The sequence below is a fragment of the Diaphorobacter sp. JS3051 genome, assembly GCF_015832135.1.
In the GTDB taxonomy this organism is placed as follows: Bacteria; Pseudomonadota; Gammaproteobacteria; order Burkholderiales; family Burkholderiaceae_C; genus Diaphorobacter; species Diaphorobacter nitroreducens.
This window is the reverse complement of record NZ_CP065406.1, coordinates 3803593-3821469: the sequence shown is the minus strand read 5'-3', so window position 1 is coordinate 3821469 and position 17877 is coordinate 3803593. Positions and strand designations below refer to the sequence as shown.

General features: G+C 66.9%; 18 protein-coding genes. 6 read left to right on the top strand and 12 right to left on the bottom strand.

What is annotated here, in order from left to right; genetic code table 11:
* The first annotated feature begins 3 nt into the window (after positions 1 to 3).
* The 3 genes from I3K84_RS18200 (at position 4) to I3K84_RS18190 (ending at position 2043) form a co-directional block, all read left to right on the top strand.
* Complete coding sequence (locus tag I3K84_RS18200; RefSeq protein WP_011804568.1) at positions 4 to 819, top strand: ABC transporter permease; 816 nt, start codon at positions 4 to 6, stop codon at positions 817 to 819.
* Entirely contained in the window at positions 816 to 1364 is a 549-nt protein-coding gene (locus I3K84_RS18195; protein ID WP_011804567.1) for a nitrous oxide reductase accessory protein NosL, read from the top strand. Before I3K84_RS18200 ends, I3K84_RS18195 begins: the two co-directional genes overlap by 4 nt.
* 64 nt (positions 1365 to 1428) lie before the next feature.
* Entirely contained in the window at positions 1429 to 2043 is a 615-nt protein-coding gene (locus I3K84_RS18190) for a nitrous oxide reductase accessory protein NosL (RefSeq protein ID WP_047350833.1), read from the top strand.
* Positions 2044 to 2136: 93 nt separating this feature from the next.
* Here the strand turns inward: I3K84_RS18190 and I3K84_RS18185 are convergent, their stop codons facing one another.
* From I3K84_RS18185 to I3K84_RS18155, 7 genes are all read right to left on the bottom strand, one after another.
* On the bottom strand, positions 2137 to 3591 hold the full coding sequence (locus tag I3K84_RS18185; protein WP_088887388.1) for a DEAD/DEAH box helicase: 1455 nt from the start codon (positions 3589 to 3591) through the stop codon (positions 2137 to 2139).
* Between the two features lie 115 nt (positions 3592 to 3706).
* Entirely contained in the window at positions 3707 to 4570 is an 864-nt protein-coding gene (locus tag I3K84_RS18180) for a neutral zinc metallopeptidase (protein WP_047350812.1), read from the bottom strand.
* Positions 4571 to 4649: 79 nt separating this feature from the next.
* Positions 4650 to 4898: a hypothetical protein gene (locus I3K84_RS18175; protein WP_172206562.1), complete on the bottom strand. Its 249-nt coding sequence runs from the start codon at positions 4896 to 4898 to the stop codon at positions 4650 to 4652.
* Positions 4899 to 5051: 153 nt separating this feature from the next.
* Entirely contained in the window at positions 5052 to 5618 is a 567-nt protein-coding gene (dcd, locus tag I3K84_RS18170; protein ID WP_011804563.1) for a dCTP deaminase, read from the bottom strand.
* A 90-nt stretch (positions 5619 to 5708) separates the two neighbouring features.
* The gene (gene guaD / locus I3K84_RS18165) at positions 5709 to 6992 is read right to left on the bottom strand and encodes a guanine deaminase (protein ID WP_196995123.1); all 1284 of its coding nucleotides are present in this window, start codon (positions 6990 to 6992) and stop codon (positions 5709 to 5711) included.
* A gap of 33 nt (positions 6993 to 7025) precedes the next feature.
* Complete coding sequence (locus I3K84_RS18160; protein WP_196995122.1) at positions 7026 to 8231, bottom strand: urate hydroxylase PuuD; 1206 nt, start codon at positions 8229 to 8231, stop codon at positions 7026 to 7028.
* Positions 8232 to 8419: 188 nt separating this feature from the next.
* Positions 8420 to 9112, bottom strand: coding sequence for a GntR family transcriptional regulator (locus I3K84_RS18155; RefSeq protein ID WP_196995121.1), 693 nt, complete (start codon positions 9110 to 9112; stop codon positions 8420 to 8422).
* Between the two features lie 117 nt (positions 9113 to 9229).
* On the opposite strand from I3K84_RS18155, the gene I3K84_RS18150 reads away from it, so the two are divergent.
* The gene (locus I3K84_RS18150; RefSeq protein ID WP_196995120.1) at positions 9230 to 10687 is read left to right on the top strand and encodes an aldehyde dehydrogenase family protein; all 1458 of its coding nucleotides are present in this window, start codon (positions 9230 to 9232) and stop codon (positions 10685 to 10687) included.
* A gap of 73 nt (positions 10688 to 10760) precedes the next feature.
* Here the strand turns inward: I3K84_RS18150 and xdhC are convergent, their stop codons facing one another.
* Complete coding sequence (gene xdhC, locus I3K84_RS18145; protein WP_196995119.1) at positions 10761 to 11585, bottom strand: xanthine dehydrogenase accessory protein XdhC; 825 nt, start codon at positions 11583 to 11585, stop codon at positions 10761 to 10763.
* A gap of 160 nt (positions 11586 to 11745) precedes the next feature.
* Here xdhC and I3K84_RS18140 point away from each other — a divergent pair, with 160 nt between their 5' ends.
* Complete coding sequence (locus I3K84_RS18140; protein WP_015912752.1) at positions 11746 to 12219, top strand: hypothetical protein; 474 nt, start codon at positions 11746 to 11748, stop codon at positions 12217 to 12219.
* A gap of 185 nt (positions 12220 to 12404) precedes the next feature.
* Here I3K84_RS18140 and uraH read toward each other — a convergent pair whose 3' ends face one another.
* The 4 genes from uraH to I3K84_RS18120 form a co-directional block, all read right to left on the bottom strand.
* Positions 12405 to 12755, bottom strand: coding sequence for a hydroxyisourate hydrolase (gene uraH / locus I3K84_RS18135; RefSeq protein ID WP_011804556.1), 351 nt, complete (start codon positions 12753 to 12755; stop codon positions 12405 to 12407).
* Between the two features lie 323 nt (positions 12756 to 13078).
* The gene (locus I3K84_RS18130; protein ID WP_196995118.1) at positions 13079 to 14401 is read right to left on the bottom strand and encodes a glycerate kinase; all 1323 of its coding nucleotides are present in this window, start codon (positions 14399 to 14401) and stop codon (positions 13079 to 13081) included.
* Between the two features lie 53 nt (positions 14402 to 14454).
* The gene (locus I3K84_RS18125; protein WP_135148766.1) at positions 14455 to 15432 is read right to left on the bottom strand and encodes a tripartite tricarboxylate transporter substrate binding protein; all 978 of its coding nucleotides are present in this window, start codon (positions 15430 to 15432) and stop codon (positions 14455 to 14457) included.
* Between the two features lie 59 nt (positions 15433 to 15491).
* Positions 15492 to 16589, bottom strand: coding sequence for a tartrate dehydrogenase (locus I3K84_RS18120; RefSeq protein ID WP_011804553.1), 1098 nt, complete (start codon positions 16587 to 16589; stop codon positions 15492 to 15494).
* Positions 16590 to 16698: 109 nt separating this feature from the next.
* Between I3K84_RS18120 and I3K84_RS18115 the strand changes: the two genes are divergently transcribed.
* Positions 16699 to 17817, top strand: coding sequence for an IS630 family transposase (locus I3K84_RS18115; protein ID WP_231403305.1), 1119 nt, complete (start codon positions 16699 to 16701; stop codon positions 17815 to 17817).
* Positions 17818 to 17877 lie beyond the last annotated feature (60 nt).

The window sequence follows — 17877 nt, the reverse complement described above, 5'->3', positions numbered from 1 at the left end:
CCCATGGAACTGACCCAGATCTTCACCATCGCCGCCAAGGAATTCCGCGATCGCATGCGCAATCGCTGGGTGCTTGCGGTGGCCCTCGTCTTCACCGTGTTCTCACTCGTCATCGCCTACTTCGGCGGCGCGCAGCAGGGCACGGTGGGCTTTCGCTCCATCGAGTTCACCATCGCCAGCCTCGTCAGCCTGGTCATCTACCTCATCCCGCTGATTGCGCTGTTGCTGGGGTTCGATGCCATCGTGGGCGAGCGCGAGCGCGGCTCACTCGATCTGCTGCTGGCCCTGCCCATCACCCGGCTGGAATTGCTGCTGGGCAAGTACCTGGGCTTGGCGGCTGCGCTGGCGCTCTCCACCCTGGCGGGCTTCGGGCTGGTGGCGGTGCTGCTGTGGCGTCACATGAGCGCCAATGCCCTGTTCCACTACGGCGGCTTCATGATCAGCTCGGTATTGCTGGGCCTCGCATTCCTGAGCCTGGCAGTGATGCTATCGGTGCTGGCACGCGACCGCACGCGCGCCTCGGGTCTGGCCATTGCTACCTGGTTCTTCTTCGTGCTGGTGTTCGATTTGCTGCTGCTGGGCCTGCTGGTGGCCACGGGCGGGCAGTTCGCGGGCGATGCGTTCGCCTGGCTGCTGCTGCTGAACCCGGCCGACGTGTTCCGCATCCTCAACGTGTTCTCGCTCGAAGACGTGCGCACGCTCTACGGGCTCGCCAGCGTCGTTCCCTCGTCGCTGGGTAGCCCCGCAATCATGGGTGGCGTGATGCTGGCGTGGATCGCCCTGCCGCTCGCCATCGCCAACTGGAGATTCAAGCCATGACCTGTTCCTGCATCACCCGTCGCCGTGCACTGGGCATGGCCGCCTTCACGGCGCTGGCCACCAGCAGCCTGCTGGCTGGCTGCGGCGACAAGGCAGCCGAACAGCAGTCCCTTGCGCCCGTGGAGATCGACCGTTCCACAAGTTGCGAGCTCGACGGCATGCTGCTTGCAGACTACCCCGGCCCCAAGGCGCAGATCCACTACGCCGGCCAGGAAAAGCCCTCCTTCTTCTGCGACACCATCGAGCTGTTCAACACCCTGCTTGCCGGCGAACAAGTGCGTGCAGTGCGCGCCGTGTACGTGCAGGACATGGGCAAGGCCGACTGGAACGAACCCAAAGGCCACTGGATCGACGCCAAGACCGCCGTCTACGTGCTGGGCAGCAAGCGGCATGGCTCCATGGGCCCCACCATCGCCAGCTTCGCGCAGGAGGCCGATGCGGCCAAGTTCGCCGGTGAACATGGCGGCAAGGTGCTGCGCTTTGCGGACATCAAGCTCGACATGGTGGACCTGAGCGGCGGTGCGCTGCACGACACCCGCATGTAACAGCCCTTGCACCATGTCTGCATCCACGCTGAGTCCTCCGCCGCACCAGCCACGCCGCAGGCGCATGCTGGTTGCGGGCACGCTGGCGTTTGCAGCCGCGGCGGGCGGGCTCTGGGGCGTGCCGGGCCTGCGCAGCGCGCTGCGGCCCCAGCCGGCTCCCGCTCTGGAGCCGGACGTGTGCATCGTCGCACCCCCAACGCCGTACGACCCCGCGTCGGGCCTGCCGCCCACAGCAGCGCGCCCCATTCCGGTGGATGCGCGCTGTCCCGTGTGTGGCATGTTCCCCGCCCGTTCGCCCGACTGGGCGGCGCAGGTCATCTTTCGCAATGGCGACGCACAGTTTTTCGACTCGCCCCTGTCGCTGTTCATGTACCTGCAGGACGTGGCCCGCTACAGCCCCGGCCGCAGTGCACGGGACATCATGGCGCACTACGTCACCGACACCACGCGGCCAGCGGCCGCGGGCGGCGCCCGCTGGACGGACGCGCTGTCTGCCTATTACGTGCACGGCTCGTCGGCGCGGGGGCCGATGCGCGCCGGCAATCTGCCCGCGTTCTCGACACGGGAGGCCGCACAGGCCTTTGCCGCACAGCGCGGCGGCACAGTGCTCGCCTTTGGCGCCGTGGATGCCCCCCTGATCGCGCAGTTGGCGGGCCCTGGCGGGCACAATCACCCCTAGCATTCGCTATTAAAAATATAGCTACCAGCGCTTATTCCGCAAGCGCTAGGGGCATTTTTTATTGAAAAGGCCGCTGAACGGCGGCCTGTGTTTTCAGTGGGTTGATGGCTCGGCCGTAGAGGCCTGCGGCGCCTTGAACAAGGCGGGTAATTTGCGCTTGGGCTTGATGTTGGCGGAGATGCCGCCACGCGCGGGCGATGCCTTGGGGGCCACCTCCCAGCTCGCAGACGCACCGGCCGATGTGCTGGCCTCGTAGGGCTTGTCGAAGAACGGATCGCGAGACGCCGCAGGCGCGGAGCGGTACGCGCTGCGCTCGCGGCTGCGGGGGGCGGCTGGAGCGCCCTCGCCCGAATCGTCGCCGCCCCAGGCGCGGCGGCCGTCGTTGTAGCGGCCCCGCGGACGATCTTCCTGCAATTCCAGCGGTTCGAGCTCAATCTTCTTCTTGATGAGCTTCTCGATATCCGCCACCAGGCGGGTATCGCTGCTGGCCGCCAGCGTGACGGCCAGACCCGATGCGCCGGCGCGGCCCGTACGGCCGATGCGATGCACGTAGTCCTCTGCATTGAAGGGCACGTCGTAGTTGAACACCGCGGGCACGTCCTTGATGTCCAGGCCCCGCGCCGCCACGTCGGTGCAGACCAGCAGGTCCACCTCGCCGCTCTTGAAGGCTTCCAGCGCCTTCAGTCGCTCGTCCTGGCTCTTGTCGCCATGCAGCGCGGCGGTCTTGAGGCCGTCGCGCTCCAGGCTGCGGGCCAGGCGCGCGCAGCCCAGCTTGCTGTTCACGAAGATGAAGGCCTGCTTGAGGCCGCGCTCGTTCAGCACATGGCGGATGGCGCGGCGCTTGTCGTCGCCGTCTACCGCGAAGAAGCGCTGCTCCACGGTGGAGGCGGTCTCGTTGGGGCGCGCGACCTCGATGGTGATCGGGTCCTGCAGATAGCTGCCGGCCAGGCGCTTGATCTCGGGCGAGAAGGTGGCGGAGAACAGCAGCGTGGTGCGCTGCTTGGGCAGGTAGGAAAGGATGCGCTGCAGGTCGGGCAGGAAGCCAATGTCCAGCATGCGGTCGGCCTCGTCCAGCACCACGTACTCGACCTGATTGAGTACCGCGTTCTTGGCCTCGATATGGTCCAGCAGACGGCCGGGCGTGGCCACCAGCACCTCGACGCCCTTTTTCAGCTCGATGGTCTGCGGCTTCATGTCCATGCCGCCAAACACCACCGTGCTGCGTAGCTTGGTGTACTTGGCGTACAGCGCGATCTGCTGCGCCACCTGGTCCGCCAGCTCGCGCGTGGGCAGCAACACGAGCGCGCGCACAGGGTGGCGCGCGGGAGAGGCTGAACTGTTCTCGTGCTTGAGCAGGCGCTGCAGCAACGGCAGCGAAAAGGCCGCCGTCTTGCCGGTGCCGGTTTGCGCCGCACCCATCACGTCCTTGCCGGTCAGCACGACAGGGATCGCCTGTGCCTGGATCGGCGTCATGTTCTCGTAGCCCATCTCGGCTACGGCGCGCTTGAGCGGCTCGGCCAGCGCAAGAGTGGAATAGGGTTGTGTCATGAAGCCGCTATTGTCGCATTGCAGCAGCGGCGAAGGCCAACAAGGCCGTTAACGGCCTGTACCGGGGCGTCTCCGGCTTGGCGCGAAAACGACGGCTTAGCGTGCGTTCACGGTGTCAAAGCGACTGTGCATTGAAAGTGTTGCAGCCTTGCACACTGCCGGTCTTGAACCCCTGCGTGAACCACCGCACGCGCTGCGCGCTGGAGCCGTGGGTGAAGGCATCGGGCCGCACGGTGCCGGTCTGCTGGCGCTGCAGCGCGTCGTCACCGATCTGCTCGGCGGCGTTCACCGCGGATTCGATGTCGCCCTGCTCCAGCCAGTTCTTGGCCTGTTGCGAATGGTGGGCCCAAATGCCGGCGTAACAGTCGGCCTGGAGTTCCAGCCGAACCGACAGCGCGTTCTGCTCGCGCTGGCTCACGCGCCCGCGCATGCCGTCCACCTTGCCGGTGGTGCCCAGCAGGGTCTGCACATGGTGGCCGACCTCGTGCGCGATCACGTAGGCGCGGGCAAATTCGCCTGGCGCACCCAGCTGGCGACTCATGGTGTCGAAGAAATCCATGTCCAGGTACACCTTCTGGTCCCCAGGGCAGTAAAACGGCCCCATCGCGCTCTGCCCCGTGCCACAGGCCGTGGGCGTGGCGCCGCGGTAGAGCACCAACTTGGGCTGGCGGTACTGCGCCCCACCTTGCTGGAACACCTGCGTCCACACATCCTCCGTGGACGCCAGGACGGTGGAGACGAAGGCGGCCTCACGGTCGCCCTGCGGCGGACGCTGGGCCGGCCCCTGTTGGACCTGCGGCGCGCCCCCGCCCGACAGTACGCCGATGGTGGTCAGCGGGTTGATGCCAAACACACCCCAGCCGATGAGCGCCACAACGATGGTGCCAATGCCGATCGAGCGTCCGCCGATGAAGCCGCCCCCGCCGCCGCTGCGCCGGTCTTCCACGTTGTCCGATTCGCGATTGCCTTCCCATCTCATGGGTGATCTCCTGCGTGCACGACGCACCAGCCGCCGATGTTACGCCCGCGGCGGCACCCTCGGGATTTCGCGCCGCGCACTACTGCGCGGCCAGCAACATGTCTTGCGACGGGCGCGGCTGCAGCGTGTGGTTGACGTACTTCGCCATCCGTTCGTGGGCTTGGTGCGTGTGGCGTTCCACCACCGCCTGCAGCACCCACAACTGCGCAAGGATGACGATGGCGGCACCCAGCCACATCCAGAGGCTGGGCGTGGGCGCAGATTTCACGGGCGGATCCCATGGCCGGGGCGCAGCGGGGGAGGCGGGATCATGGATGGTGTGGGACATGCAGTACTCCTGAAACACTGCAGCCATCCTAGGCAGCGCCACGCAGCCGCACCACCAGCGCAGGGCCAGCCGGCGTGTAGGACGGCGGCAAGCGCCGACGCAGGAGTCGGCGCGCACCCCACGGTCCAGGCCGAGGTCCTTCAGGCAGGTCCTTCAGGCCTTGGGCAGCGTCACTCCGTGCTGGCCCTGGTATTTGCCGTTGCGGTCCTTGTAGCTCACGGCACATTCCTCGTCACCCTGGAAGAAAAGCACCTGCGCGCAGCCCTCGCCCGCGTAGATCTTGGCGGGCAGCGGCGTGGTGTTGGAGAACTCCAGCGTCACGTAGCCTTCCCACTCGGGCTCGAACGGCGTGACGTTGACGATGATGCCGCAGCGCGCATAGGTGCTCTTGCCCAGGCAGACGGTGAGCACATCGCGCGGGATGCGGAAGTACTCCACGGTGCGCGCGAGCGCGAAGCTGTTGGGCGGGATGATGCAGTAGTCGCCCTCGAAGTCCACGAAGCTCTTTTCGTCGAAGTTCTTCGGGTCCACCACGGTGCTGTGAATGTTGGTAAAGACCTTGAATTCACGCGCGCAGCGGATGTCGTAGCCGTAGCTGCTGGTGCCGTAGCTGATGATCTTGCGCCCGTCCTGCTGCCGGATCTGGCCGGGCTCGAACGGCTCGATCATGCCGTGCTGCTCGGCCATGCGGCGGATCCATTTGTCGCTCTTGATGCTCATGGGGTACTCCTGGCGCGTATTCTAGGCGAATGAAAGCTACTTAAATGATAGCTGCTGACGCTTGATACATAAGCGTCAGAGGCAAATATTTCATGCAATGACAGTGCGCTCGATCAAACGGTCGTCGCCGAGCACGATCATCGCGAACAGCAGTTCGTCCAGGTGGGCGGCGCCCGCCGTGCGCCGCGCCAGCAGCGGGGTCGCTGCAGGATTCAGCACCACGAAGTCGGCTTCGCAACCCGGCTGCAGGTTGCCCACCACGCCATCCAGCCCCAACGCCCGAGCGGCGCCGGCGGTATGCAGCCACCACAGCCGTTGCGGCGCCAGGCTCAGGCCCGTCTTGGTCTGCCCCTCCCGGCCCACGTAGTACGCGGCCAGCATCGTGTGGAAAGGGCTGAAGCTGGTGCCGCCGCCCACGTCGCTGGCCAAGCCGTAGCCGAAGCCCATGCGGTCCGCGCCCGCAAAGTCAAACTGGCCACTGCCCAGGAACAGGTTGCTCGTGGGGCACACGGCAGCCACCGCGCCGCTCTCGCGCATGGCGGCGCGGTCCTCGTCGTCGAAATGGATGCAATGCGCGTACACCGCGCGCTCACGCAGCAGGCCGACACGGGCATACACATCCAGGTAGCTCCGCGCGCCGGGGAACAGCTCCCGCGCCCAGCAGATCTCCTGCTGGTTCTCCGCCACATGGGACTGCACCCATACGTCGGGGTAGCGCGCGGCCAGAGCACCCGCGCCGCTCAGCTGCTGCGGCGTGCTGGTGGGGGCAAAACGCGGCGTGATGGCGTAGCCCAGCCGCCCCTTGCCGTGCCAGCGCTGGATGAGCGCTTCGGTGTTGATGAGGGATTGCTCGGTCGCGTCGCGCACGCCGTCGGGCGAGTGGCGGTCTTGCAGCACCTTGCCGGCAATCAGGCGCAGCCGCCGCGCCTGGGCTTGCGCCATCAGCGCATCCACCGAGCCCGGATGCGAGGTGGCGAAGGTGAGCGCCGTGGTCACGCCGTTGCGCTGCAACTCATCCAGGAAAAAGCCCGCCACCCCGACGGCGTAGCCGCCATCGGCGAATCGCGACTCGTGCGGGAAGGTGTAGTTCTCCAGCCAGGGCAGCAGGCCTTCGGCGGGCGAGCCGATCACGTCCAGCTGCGGGTAGTGCACATGCATGTCCACGAAGCCCGGTGCAATGATGCGGCCGGGCCAGTGGGTCACCGGCTGCGAGGCCTGAGGAAGATAGAGGGGCGCCAGCGCGCGCCACGCGCCGGCGGCGTGCACGCGCTGCACGCCCCGGTCATCGGACGCGGTGGCCAACAGGCCGTCTTCTTCGTACAGGGCCGTGCCGTCGTCGGCAAAGCGCAGGAGCGCAGATCGGTAAAGGTGCATGGCCCCGGATGATGCCCGCAATACCGGGGGGCGTCAGGGCGCGATGCTGGCGCCGTTCTCGTACCAGCGTTTGAAGGTTTCGCGCTCTTCGTCGGACAGTGCGCCCGGGTTGCCAAATGGCATCTTGCGCAGCTGCACCACCTGTTGGTAGATCTGCTGCGCGTGGCTCTTCACGTCCTGCGGGGTGTCGAACTTCACGTTCTTCTGCGCAATGGTGTTGGCGCTGTGGCACACCACGCAGTGTTTTTGTATGACGGCGTGCAGTTGTTCGTAGCCTGCGGCGGCCGGCGCGGCGGCGGACACGGCCGGCGCAGCCGGCTTGAGCCATACCACCACGCCCACCAGCACCACCACGCCCACGGCCGCATAGGGCCAGGGATGGCCGTTGCGGCCCAGCTTGTAGCCGTGGCGCATCACGAAAAACTGGCGAATGGCCGCGCCCGCGAACATCATGAGGATCAGTACCAGCCAGTTCTGCCCATGGTTGTAGAGCCAGCCGTAGTGGTTGGAGAGCATGGCGAACAGCACCGGCAGCGTGAAGTACGTGTTGTGCACGCTGCGCTGCTTGCCGCGCTTGCCATGCACCGGGTCCACCGGCTGGCCGGCCTTCAGTGCCGCCACCACCTTGCGCTGGCCGGGAATGATCCAGAAGAACACGTTGGCGCTCATCGAAGTGGCGAGCATCGCGCCCATCAGCAGGAAAGCCGCCTGGCCGGGGAAGATGCGGCAGGCCAGCCACGCGGCGATGCACACCAGGACCAGCACCAGCGTCCCCACGATGGCATCGCCGTTGGCCTTCTGGCCGAACACGCGGCAGATGCCGTCGTACAGCAGCCAGAACACCACCAGAAAGGCCAGAGCCGCCGCGATGGCCATGGCGGGCGACATGAGCGGGCCGGCCGGATGCACCAGGTAGATGCCCGCGTTCCACAGATACGAAACCGTGAGCAGTGCAAAGCCGCTGAGCCAGGTGGTGTAGCTCTCCCAGAAGAACCAGTGCAGATGGTCCGGCAGCTTCGGGGGCGCCACGTTGAACTTGACCGGGTGGTAGAAGCCCCCGCCATGCACAGCCCAAAGCTCGCCGTTCACGCCCTGGCGCTTCAGGTCCTCGTCGACCGGCGGCGTGAGGCTGCTGTCCAGAAAGACGAAGTAGAACGAGGAGCCCACCCAGGCGATGGCAGTGATGACGTGCAGCCAGCGCAGCAGCAGATTGGCCCAGTCGAGGAAGTAGCTTTCCATCGTGTTTCAACCTTGGCGGCCCGGCGGGCCGCCTGCAAGCTGCTCACCACTGCGGGCGCTCTGAGCAGAAAAAGAGGGGCCGCGCACCGTGGCAGGAAGCTGCCGGGGCACCGCTGCGACCCGTTTTGTGAACAGGAAGTGTATGCACTTTTTTGGCAACGGCCGCTGGAATGGCCCAGGGATTGTCCCTAACCCTGCAGGATGTAATCCGGATGCTGGGCGCATACATCGTCCACCGCGCTGAGCGTGCCCGACAGGTGCTCGCGCAACGCCTCCTGGGCCGCGGGAGCGTTCTGCCGGTCAATGGCGTCGAGGATGGCCCGGTGCTGGCGCATGATGACGCCCGTCTTGCCTGCAGTGGGCAGGTGCAGGCGGCGCAAGCGATCCACATGGCCGGAGTAGCGGCGCACCAACGCCCACAGGCCCATGACGCCGGCCGCCTCATACATCAGGCGGTGAAAGCCATGGTCCGCCCCCAGAAAGTCGCCATAACGCTGCGCGGCGGCCAGCGATTCCTGCAGTGCGCACTGCGCCTGCAATTGCACTACCAGGCCGGGGGGCGGCTGCAGCGCCAGCGTGCGCACGATCTCCAGCTCGATGGAGCGGCGCAGGAAGTGCGCTTCGCGCGCAGCCGCCACGTCGATGCGGCTGACCAGCGTGGCGTGCTGGGGAAAGACTTCCACCAGGCCCTCCTCTTCCAGGCGCAGCAGCGCCTCGCGGATGGGCGTCTGGCTCACGCCGAATTGCCCGGCCAGGTCGCTGCGCACCAGCATCGCGCCGGGCACCAGCTCCAGCGTCAGAATGGCCTCGCGCAGGCTTTCGAAGACCTGCGGGGCGGCCAGGCGCGAACGGTCAAGGCGGAACTTGGTCAGTATGGGCATACGTGGATTCTCGCATTCGTGCACTAATATATTAGTGTTCCAATATTTCAAATGACACGCCTTCAGGGCCGTGCCCGCCTCTCCTTTTCTCCGTCCACACACTTCCCAAGGATTCCCATGTCTGCTTCCTCCCCCCACGGCCTGCTCATCAACGGCGAATGGGTTTCCACGTCCCAGGCCGCACCCAACACCAACCCCAGTAACCTGGCCGATGTGGTGGGCGAATACGCCCAGGGCGACGCCTCGCACGTGGACGCCGCCGTGGCGGCCGCCACCGCTGCCTTCCCCGCATGGAGCACGTCGGGCATCCAGGCGCGCCACGATGCGCTGGACAAGATCGGCAATGAAACCCTCGCGCGGCGCGAGGAGCTGGGCGCGCTGCTGGCGCGCGAGGAAGGCAAGACCCGCGCAGAAGGCATCGGCGAAGTCGCCCGCGCCGGGCAGATCTTCAAGTTCTTCGCCGGCGAATGCCTGCGCCTGGCGGGCGAGACCGTGCCCTCGGTGCGCCCCGGCATCGGCGTGGAGGTCACGCGCGAGCCCATCGGCGTCGTGGGTCTGATCACGCCGTGGAACTTCCCCATGGCCATCCCCGCCTGGAAGATCGCGCCAGCCCTGGCGTTCGGCAACTGCGTGGTGTTGAAGCCCGCCGACCTGGTGCCCGGCAGTGCGTGGGCGCTGGCCGAGATCATCCACCGCTCGGGCATCCCCGCCGGCGTGTTCAACCTGGTGATGGGCCGCGGGCGCGTGATCGGCGAGGCGCTGGTGCAGCACCCCGGCGTGGCCGCCATCAGCTTCACCGGATCGGTCGGCGTGGGCCGCGGCATCGCCCAGGCGTGCGTGCAGAACGGCAAGAAGGTGCAGTTGGAGATGGGCGGCAAGAATCCGCAGGTGGTGCTGGACGATGCCGACCTCGCGCAGGCGGTGGAGCTGTCCGCACAGAGCGCGTTCTATTCCACGGGCCAGCGCTGCACGGCGTCCAGCCGCCTGATCGTCACCCAGGGCATCTACCCGAAGTTCATCGAGGCGCTGCAGGCACGCATGGCGAAAATCAAAGTGGGCGATGCGCTGGCCACGGGCACTGACGTGGGCCCTGTGGTGAGCCAGGCGCAGCTGGAGCAAGACCTGTCGTACGTGGAGATCGCCAAGGCCGAGGGCGGCGTGCTGGCGGCCGGCGGCCTGCGCGCGGCCTGCCACACGGGCAGCGGCAACGAAGGCTTCTTCATGGCGCCCGCGCTGTTCGTGGACACGGCGCCGGCGATGCGCATCAACCGCGAAGAGGTGTTCGGCCCCGTGGCCAGCGTGATCCGCGTGCGCGACTACGACGAAGCCCTGGCCGTGGCGAATGACACGGAATTCGGCCTGTCCGCCGGCATTGCCACCACCAGCCTGAAATACGCCACGCACTTCAAACGCCATGCACAGGCGGGCATGGTGATGGTGAACCTGCCCACCGCCGGGGTGGACTACCACGTGCCCTTCGGCGGGCGCAAGGGCTCCAGCTACGGCCCGCGGGAACAAGGCCGTTATGCGCAGGAGTTCTTCACGACGGTGAAGACGGCCTATACGCTGGCGTGACCCACGCAACTCCTGTATTAATAGCTGCTGGCGCTCGCTCCATAAGCGCCAGCAGCCATTTTTATACGCAATCTCAGGCCAGCCGCTGCAGCAACTGCGCGGCCACGGCCACGGCGATCACCTCGGGCTGCTTGCCGGCGATTCCGGGCACGCCGATCGGGCAGGTCACCTGCGCCAGCTCGGTATCCGAGAACCCCCGCGCCGCCAGCCGGTGCCGGAAGGTGGCCCACTTGGTGCGGCTGCCGATCAGGCCGATGAAGGGCAAATCGCCCCGCGCGCGCTGGCGCATGAGGCACGCCGCCACGATGTCCAGGTCCTCGGCATGGCTGAAGCTCATGATGAGCACGAAGGACTGCGGCGCCAGGCCCGGCACGGCCGCCTGTACCGGGTCGGACTGTTCACAGACCACGGACGCGTCGCCCCCCTGCGGCGGGAACACGCCATCGCGGCTGTCGATCCAGTGCAGCGCAAACGGCAGCGGCGCCAGCACCCGCGCCAGTGCATGCCCCACATGGCCGCCGCCGAACAGCGCCACCGGCCGCAGCCGCGGCGCCAGGCGCTCGCGCAAGGTCGGCGCGTCAGCAGCCCCCACGCATTCAAACCGCAACTGCACCACGCCGCCGCAGCACTGCCCCAGGCTGGGGCCCAGCGCATGTCGCACGAGCGGCATGCGCGAAGGGTTGCCAGCCAGGTGCTCCGCCAGGCGTTCACGCGCTTCGCGCAGCGCCTGCAGTTCCAGATGGCCGCCACCGATGGTGCCCACGAAGTCGTCGCCCACCGCGAACACCGCCAGCCATGCCCCGGCTTCCCGCGGCGCCGAGCCTTGGGTAGACTCCACCGTCACGAGGCAGGCGGGTGCGGTCTTGATACGCTCCAGCAGGCAGTCCAATGCCTTCACTCGCTGATTCCTCCAGCTTGATTCATGCGCGCCACCGCCTTGGTCGTGGCCGCGGTACAGCATAGCGACAAACACCATGCCACAGCTGCCTTCTGCCCCGTCCTCTTCGGCCCAGCGTGCATCCCGTGCGCGCCGAACGTGGTGGCTGCCCGCCGGGGTGATGGCATTGGTCGCGGCGATCGTCTCGGCCTGCAAGTCGGGGCCCGAGGCGCCCTCCGCCCAGGACTCGCGCCTACCGGGCAGCGACGCGCGCGTCACCGGTCCGGTGCCGGCCGCGCAGGGCTCGGCACGCGCGTCTTCCGCGGCCACCCCGCGCGCCTACCGGCAGGATGCCGCGAGCCACATTTATGGCCTGAATGCAGCGCGCATCTACAAGGGCAAGCTGCCGCCGCTGCTGCACGCCATTGGCGTGCTGGAGGTGGACATCGACCGTGCGGGCCGCGTGACTTCGCTGCGCTGGATGCGTGCGCCCCGCCATGCGCCCGACGTGGTGGCCGAGATCGAACGCACGGTGCGCGCGGCAGCGCCCTTCCCCGTGCCGACGCGCATGGCGCGCGTGACCTACACCGACACCTGGCTGTGGGACAAGTCCGGGAATTTCCAGCTCGACACGCTGACCGAGGGCCAGCTCTAAGACGCCGCCGCACAGGCCCCCGCGATGGCGCGCGCCCTGGTTTGCAAGGCGCGAAGCGCAGCAATAGCCGTAGCGACTGCGGGCACCTGCACCGCCGCAACCCGCCCAAAGCAGGCATGCGCGACTCGCAAGAATTGGCTCCGCGTTGCCCTGCGCCGCGCGGCACGCGGCGCGGGCTTGCAGCATCAGGACCCGCGGTAGGTGGAATAGCTCCAGGGGCTGACCAGCAACGGCACGTGGTAATGCTGGTCGGCGTGGGCGATGCCGAAGTCCAGGCTCACGCGGTCCAGGAATGAGGGCTCGGGCAGCATCACGCCCTTCGCCTTGAAATACGCCCCCACATCAAACGTCAGCCGGTAGGTGCCGGTGCGCAGGCTGGCGTTGTCGAACAGCGGCGCATCGGTGCGCCCATCGGGGTTGAGTACCAGGCGCTTGACCAGCGTGGCCTGGTCACCCTGCGTGGCATACAGCGCCACTACCATGCCCGCCGCGGGGCAACCGTGCATGGTGTCAAGAACGTGGGTGCTGAGGCCCATGGTGAAGTCTCCTGCAATGGCAAGCCGCGGCCCGCCGATGGTGATGAGGAATGCGCTGGCGAATGGGCAGGCAAGTGATACGCTCCCCGTCCCTACGAACAAAGTGTATACAACTTTTGTACGCGATAAACGCCACGTCCTGTGGTGCGCCATCCAGGACAGTTCCCGCGCGGATCGCCTGATGGGGAACAGCCGGCAGGCCGCGCGCACTCAGACAGGGCGCGCCCGCGCCAGCAGATCAAAAAAGTGAGCAGCCAGCGCTTGATAGAAGCCGCATTCAGATGCATTTGCATCAGAAATCCAGCAACAGCAGGCGTGGCAAGCTACAAAACAAGTAGCGCGCGAAAGTCGTTCACATTGGTGTGCGTGGGCCCGGTGACGACCAGATCGCCCAGCCGCTCGAAGTAGCCGTAGGCGTCGTTGCGGTCCAGATGGTCGCCGATGCGTGCGCCCCGCGCCGCCGCGCGCGCCAGCGTGTCGGGTGCCACGCGTGCGCCGGCGTTGTCTTCCACGCCGTCGATGCCGTCGGTATCGGCCGCCAGCGCCCACACCCCTTCCTGGCCCTGCAGTGCCTGCGCCAGGCCCATGCAGAACTCGCCCGCGCGGCCGCCGCGCCCCTTCGGCGCGCCCGGGGCGCGCGGGCGCACGGTGACGGTGGTCTCGCCACCCGAAAGGATCACGCACGGCCGCGCAAACGGCTGGCCGTGGCGCGCCACCGCACGCGCCAGCGCGGCGTGCACCTTGCCCACCTCGCGGGACTCGCCCTCCATCTCGTCGGACAGGATGTACGCCGCTACCCCCGCCGCGCGCGCCGCATCCGCCACTGCCTGCAGCGACTGCTGGGGTGTCGCGATCATGTGCACCGCATGGCCGGCAAAGCGGACATCGCCGGGCTTGGGGGTTTCCAGCGCACCGGCCTGCAGCGCTGTGTGCACGGCGGCGGGAATGTCGATGCGGTAGCGCGCCAGGATGTCCAGCGCGTCAGCGCAGGTGCTGGCGTCGGGGACCGTGGGGCCGCTGGCGATCACGGAGGGGTCGTCCCCCGGCACATCACTGATGGTCAGCGTGACGACGCGCGCCGGCGCGCAGGCTGCCGCCAGGCGACCGCCCTTGATGCGCGAGAGGTGCTTGCGCACGCAGTTCATCTCGCCGATGGCCGCGCCGCTTTCCAGCAGTGCGCGGTTGATGCGTTGCTTCTCCTCCAGCGTGATGCCTTCGGCCGGCAGCGTGAGCAGCGCCGAGCCACCGCCCGAGATGAGACACAGCACCAGGTCGTCTTCGGTCAGCCCTCGGGTCAGCGCCAGGATGCGCTCGGCCGCGGCCAGGCCCGCCGCGTCGGGCACGGGGTGCGCGGCCTCGACGACTTCCAGGCGCTGCGCCAGCCCCTCGGGCCGCGGCGGTATGTGGCCGTAGCGCGTGACCACCAGCCCCGACAGCGGCGCATCCTGCGGCCACAGCGCCTCCAGCGCCTGCGCCATGGAGGCACCCGCCTTGCCCGCGCCCAGCACCACGGTGCGCCCCTTGGGTGGCGGCGGCAGATGCTGCGCCATGCTGTGCAAGGGCTGGGCGCGCTGCACCGCCACGCGGTAGAGGTGCAGCAGGAAGGCCTGAGGGTCGCGCAAGGGGTCTGGGGCTGTCATGGTCATGGGTCGTTGTCTCCGCCGCGCATTATCCAAAGCACGCGGCACAAGCCCTACCGTCAATCCAGCGAAACCTTGGCTTCCTTGACCAGTCGCGCAAAGCGCGCCGTATCGTCCTTGATCTGACGCGCCATCTGCTCGGGCGTGTTGGCGATGGGATCTGCGCCGATGTCGTCCATCTTCTTACGGAACTCGGGCGACTGGATGATCTTCACCATGTCGGCGTTCAGCCGCGCCACGATGTCCTTGGGCGTGCCCGCTGGCGCCAGCATGCCGAACCACGTCCCCATGTCGAAGCCCGGGAGGCCCGCCTCCTCCAGCGTGGGCACGTCGGGCAGTGCCACCGAGCGCTTGGCCGTGGTCACGGCCAGCGCGCGCAGCTTGCCGGCCTTGATGTGCGGCAGCACCGGCGTGACGGTGTCGAACGACATGCTGATCTGCCCGCCCAGCAGGTCGGTGGTCAGCGGGCCGCTGCCCTTGTAGGGCACGTGCAGCAGCTGCACGCCGCCCATGCCTTCGAATTGCGCGCCGATCAGGTGTTGTCCCGTGCCTGTGCCGTTAGAGCCGTAGGTGAGCTTGCCGGGCTGCGCCTTGGCCTGTGCCAGCAGTTCCTGCACCGTCTTGGCAGGTACCTGCGGATTCACCACCAGCACATTGGGCACCAGGGCCACGGTAGTGATGGGAGCGAAGTCCTTTTCAAAGTCGTAGCCCAGCTTGCGGTACACGCTGGTGGCGATGGTGTGGTGCACAGCACCCATGAGCAGCGTGTAGCCGTCCGCCTTGGACTTGGCCACATAGTCAGCGCCCAGCGTGGCGCCGGCGCCGGGCTTGTTCTCCACCACCACGGGCTGGCCTAGGGTTTTGGAGAGCTCCTGCCCCAGCGCCCGTGCCAGCACGTCGGTCGTTCCGCCCGCGGGGAACGGCACGATGATGCTCACGCTGCGGCTGGGCCAGGTCTGGGCCCAGGCGCCGGGCAACGCGAGCGCCGCGGCGGCGGCCAAAGCACCCAGCAGGGCGCGTTTGCGAAGGTTCCTCATCTCTTGTCTCCTGTGTTGTCGTGATGAAAACGCATGGGCAGTGCGTGCCGCCCACCGGCTCAGGCCAGCGCTGCCTGCTGTCCCACCGGCTGCGCCAGTTGGGCGCACACCGCATCGGTGACCTGCTGCGTGGTGGCCTGGCCGCCCAGGTCGCCCGTGTGCAGCGCAGGGTTGGCGGTGACATGCTCCACGGCACGCATCAGGCGCTGCGCGGCGGCGTGTTCGCCCAGGTGCTCCAGCAGCATCACGCAGCTCCAGAACGTGCCCACCGGGTTGGCCAGGCCCTTGCCCATGATGTCGAAGGCCGAGCCGTGGATGGGCTCAAACATACTGGGGTAGCGGCGCTCGGGATCGATGTTGCCGGTGGGCGCTATCCCCAGGCTGCCCGCCAGCGCGGCGGCCAGGTCGCTCAGGATGTCGGCATGCAGGTTGGTGGCGACGATGGTGTCCAGCGATGCGGGGCGGTTCACCATGCGCGCGGTGGCCGCGTCCACCAGTTCCTTATCCCACCGCACATCGGGAAATTCGCGGCTGATCTGCACCGCGATTTCGTCCCACATCACCATGGCGTGGCGCTGGGCGTTGCTCTTGGTGACCACCGTGAGCAGCTTACGCGGACGCGACTGCGCCAGTTTGAACGCAAAGCGCATGATGCGCTCCACACCGGCGCGGGTCATCATGCTCACGTCGGTCGCGGCCTCCAGCGGATGGCCCTGGTGCACACGGCCGCCCACGCCGGCGTATTCGCCTTCGGAGTTTTCACGCACGATGACCCAGTCCAGGTCCTGGGGCGCGCAACGCTTGAGCGGCGCATCGATGCCCGGCAGGATGCGGGTGGGGCGCACGTTGGCGTACTGGTCGAACCCCTGGCAGATCTTCAGGCGCAAGCCCCACAGCGTGATGTGATCGGGGATATGCGGGTCGCCGGCCGAGCCGAACAGGATGGCGTCCTTGTCCCTGAGCGCCTGCAGGCCGTCGGCCGGCATCATCTCGCCGTGCGCGCGATACCAGTCTCCGCCCCACCCATAGCTGGTGAACGCAAAGCCCAGGCCCGGCTGGGATGCCGCTAATGCCTCCAGCACGGCCTGGCCGGCGGGGATCACCTCCTTGCCGATGCCGTCGCCGGGGATGCAGGCAATGCGATAGGTCTTGCTCATGGAAATGCTCGCTCCTCAAATCAGAAGGCCGCGCAACATGCGTGGCATGGCCCTGAATCTAGTGTAGTGTTTGATTCTTAATGAAACTTAATTGAGCAACCACGCTCCAATGCTCTACTACGGTTTGCATTGGAGTGAAAAATTGCGAGTTGCCCCGACGATTGTGTTGACGGATGAAGAGGAAAGCGAGCTGAGCCGGCTGGCGCGCTCCAAGCGCACCAGCGTCAGATTGGCCCAGCGCGCCCAGATCGTGCTGCTGGCCGCGCAGGGGCTGCAAAACAAGGATATTGCCGAGCAGCTTGGCATTGGGCGCGTGCAGGTGGCGCGCTGGCGTGAACGCTACCTGCAATTGGGGCTGCAAGGTATCGAGCGCGACTTGCCGCGCGGCGCACCGCCGGTGAAGGTGGATGTGGCCAAGCTTGTGAAGCTAACCACACAGACCAAGCCCGAGGCGGCCACGCACTGGAGCACGCGCACGATGGCCGCTGAGTTGGGCGTCAGCGCCAGCACCGTGATGCGCCATTGGCAGGCCCACGGTCTCAAGCCTCACATCGTGCGCGGCTTCAAGGTCTCGCGCGATCCGCAGTTCGTGCAAAAGCTCGAAGACATCGTGGGGCTTTACATGTCGCCGCCCGAGCATGCGCTGGTGCTGTGCTGCGACGAAAAGAGCCAGGTGCAGGCGCTGGACCGAACGCAGCCCGGGCTGCCGCTCAAGAAGGGGCGCGCGGCCACCATGACGCACGACTACAAGCGCAACGGCACAACCACCTTGTTCGCTGCGCTCAACGTGCTCAACGGTCAGGTCATCGGCCAGTGCCAGCAGCGCCACACCCACATCGAGTGGCTGAAGTTCCTGCGTCAAATCAATCGGGAGACGCCCAAGGACAAGACGCTGCATCTGATCGCCGACAACTACGCCACGCACAAGCATCCAGCTGTGCAGGAGTGGCTGGCCAAGCACCCCAGATTCAACATGCACTTCACGCCGACCTCGGCATCGTGGCTGAACATGGTCGAGCGCTTCTTTCGCGACATCTCCGAGAACCGGCTACGCCGCGGGGTGTTCACCAGCGTGCCCGAACTCGTCTCGGCCATCGATGAGTACATCGCGCATCACAACACCAACCCCAAGCCGTTCATCTGGACCAAGAACGCTCGCGACATCCTGCAAAAGGTCATCCGCGCCAATAGCCGATTAAGTTCCAAACAGAATGCAACACTACACTAGCGATGCCATGCCCACATATCACCGCGTTAAAGTGATGCCATTGTTTACTTTCATTCAACA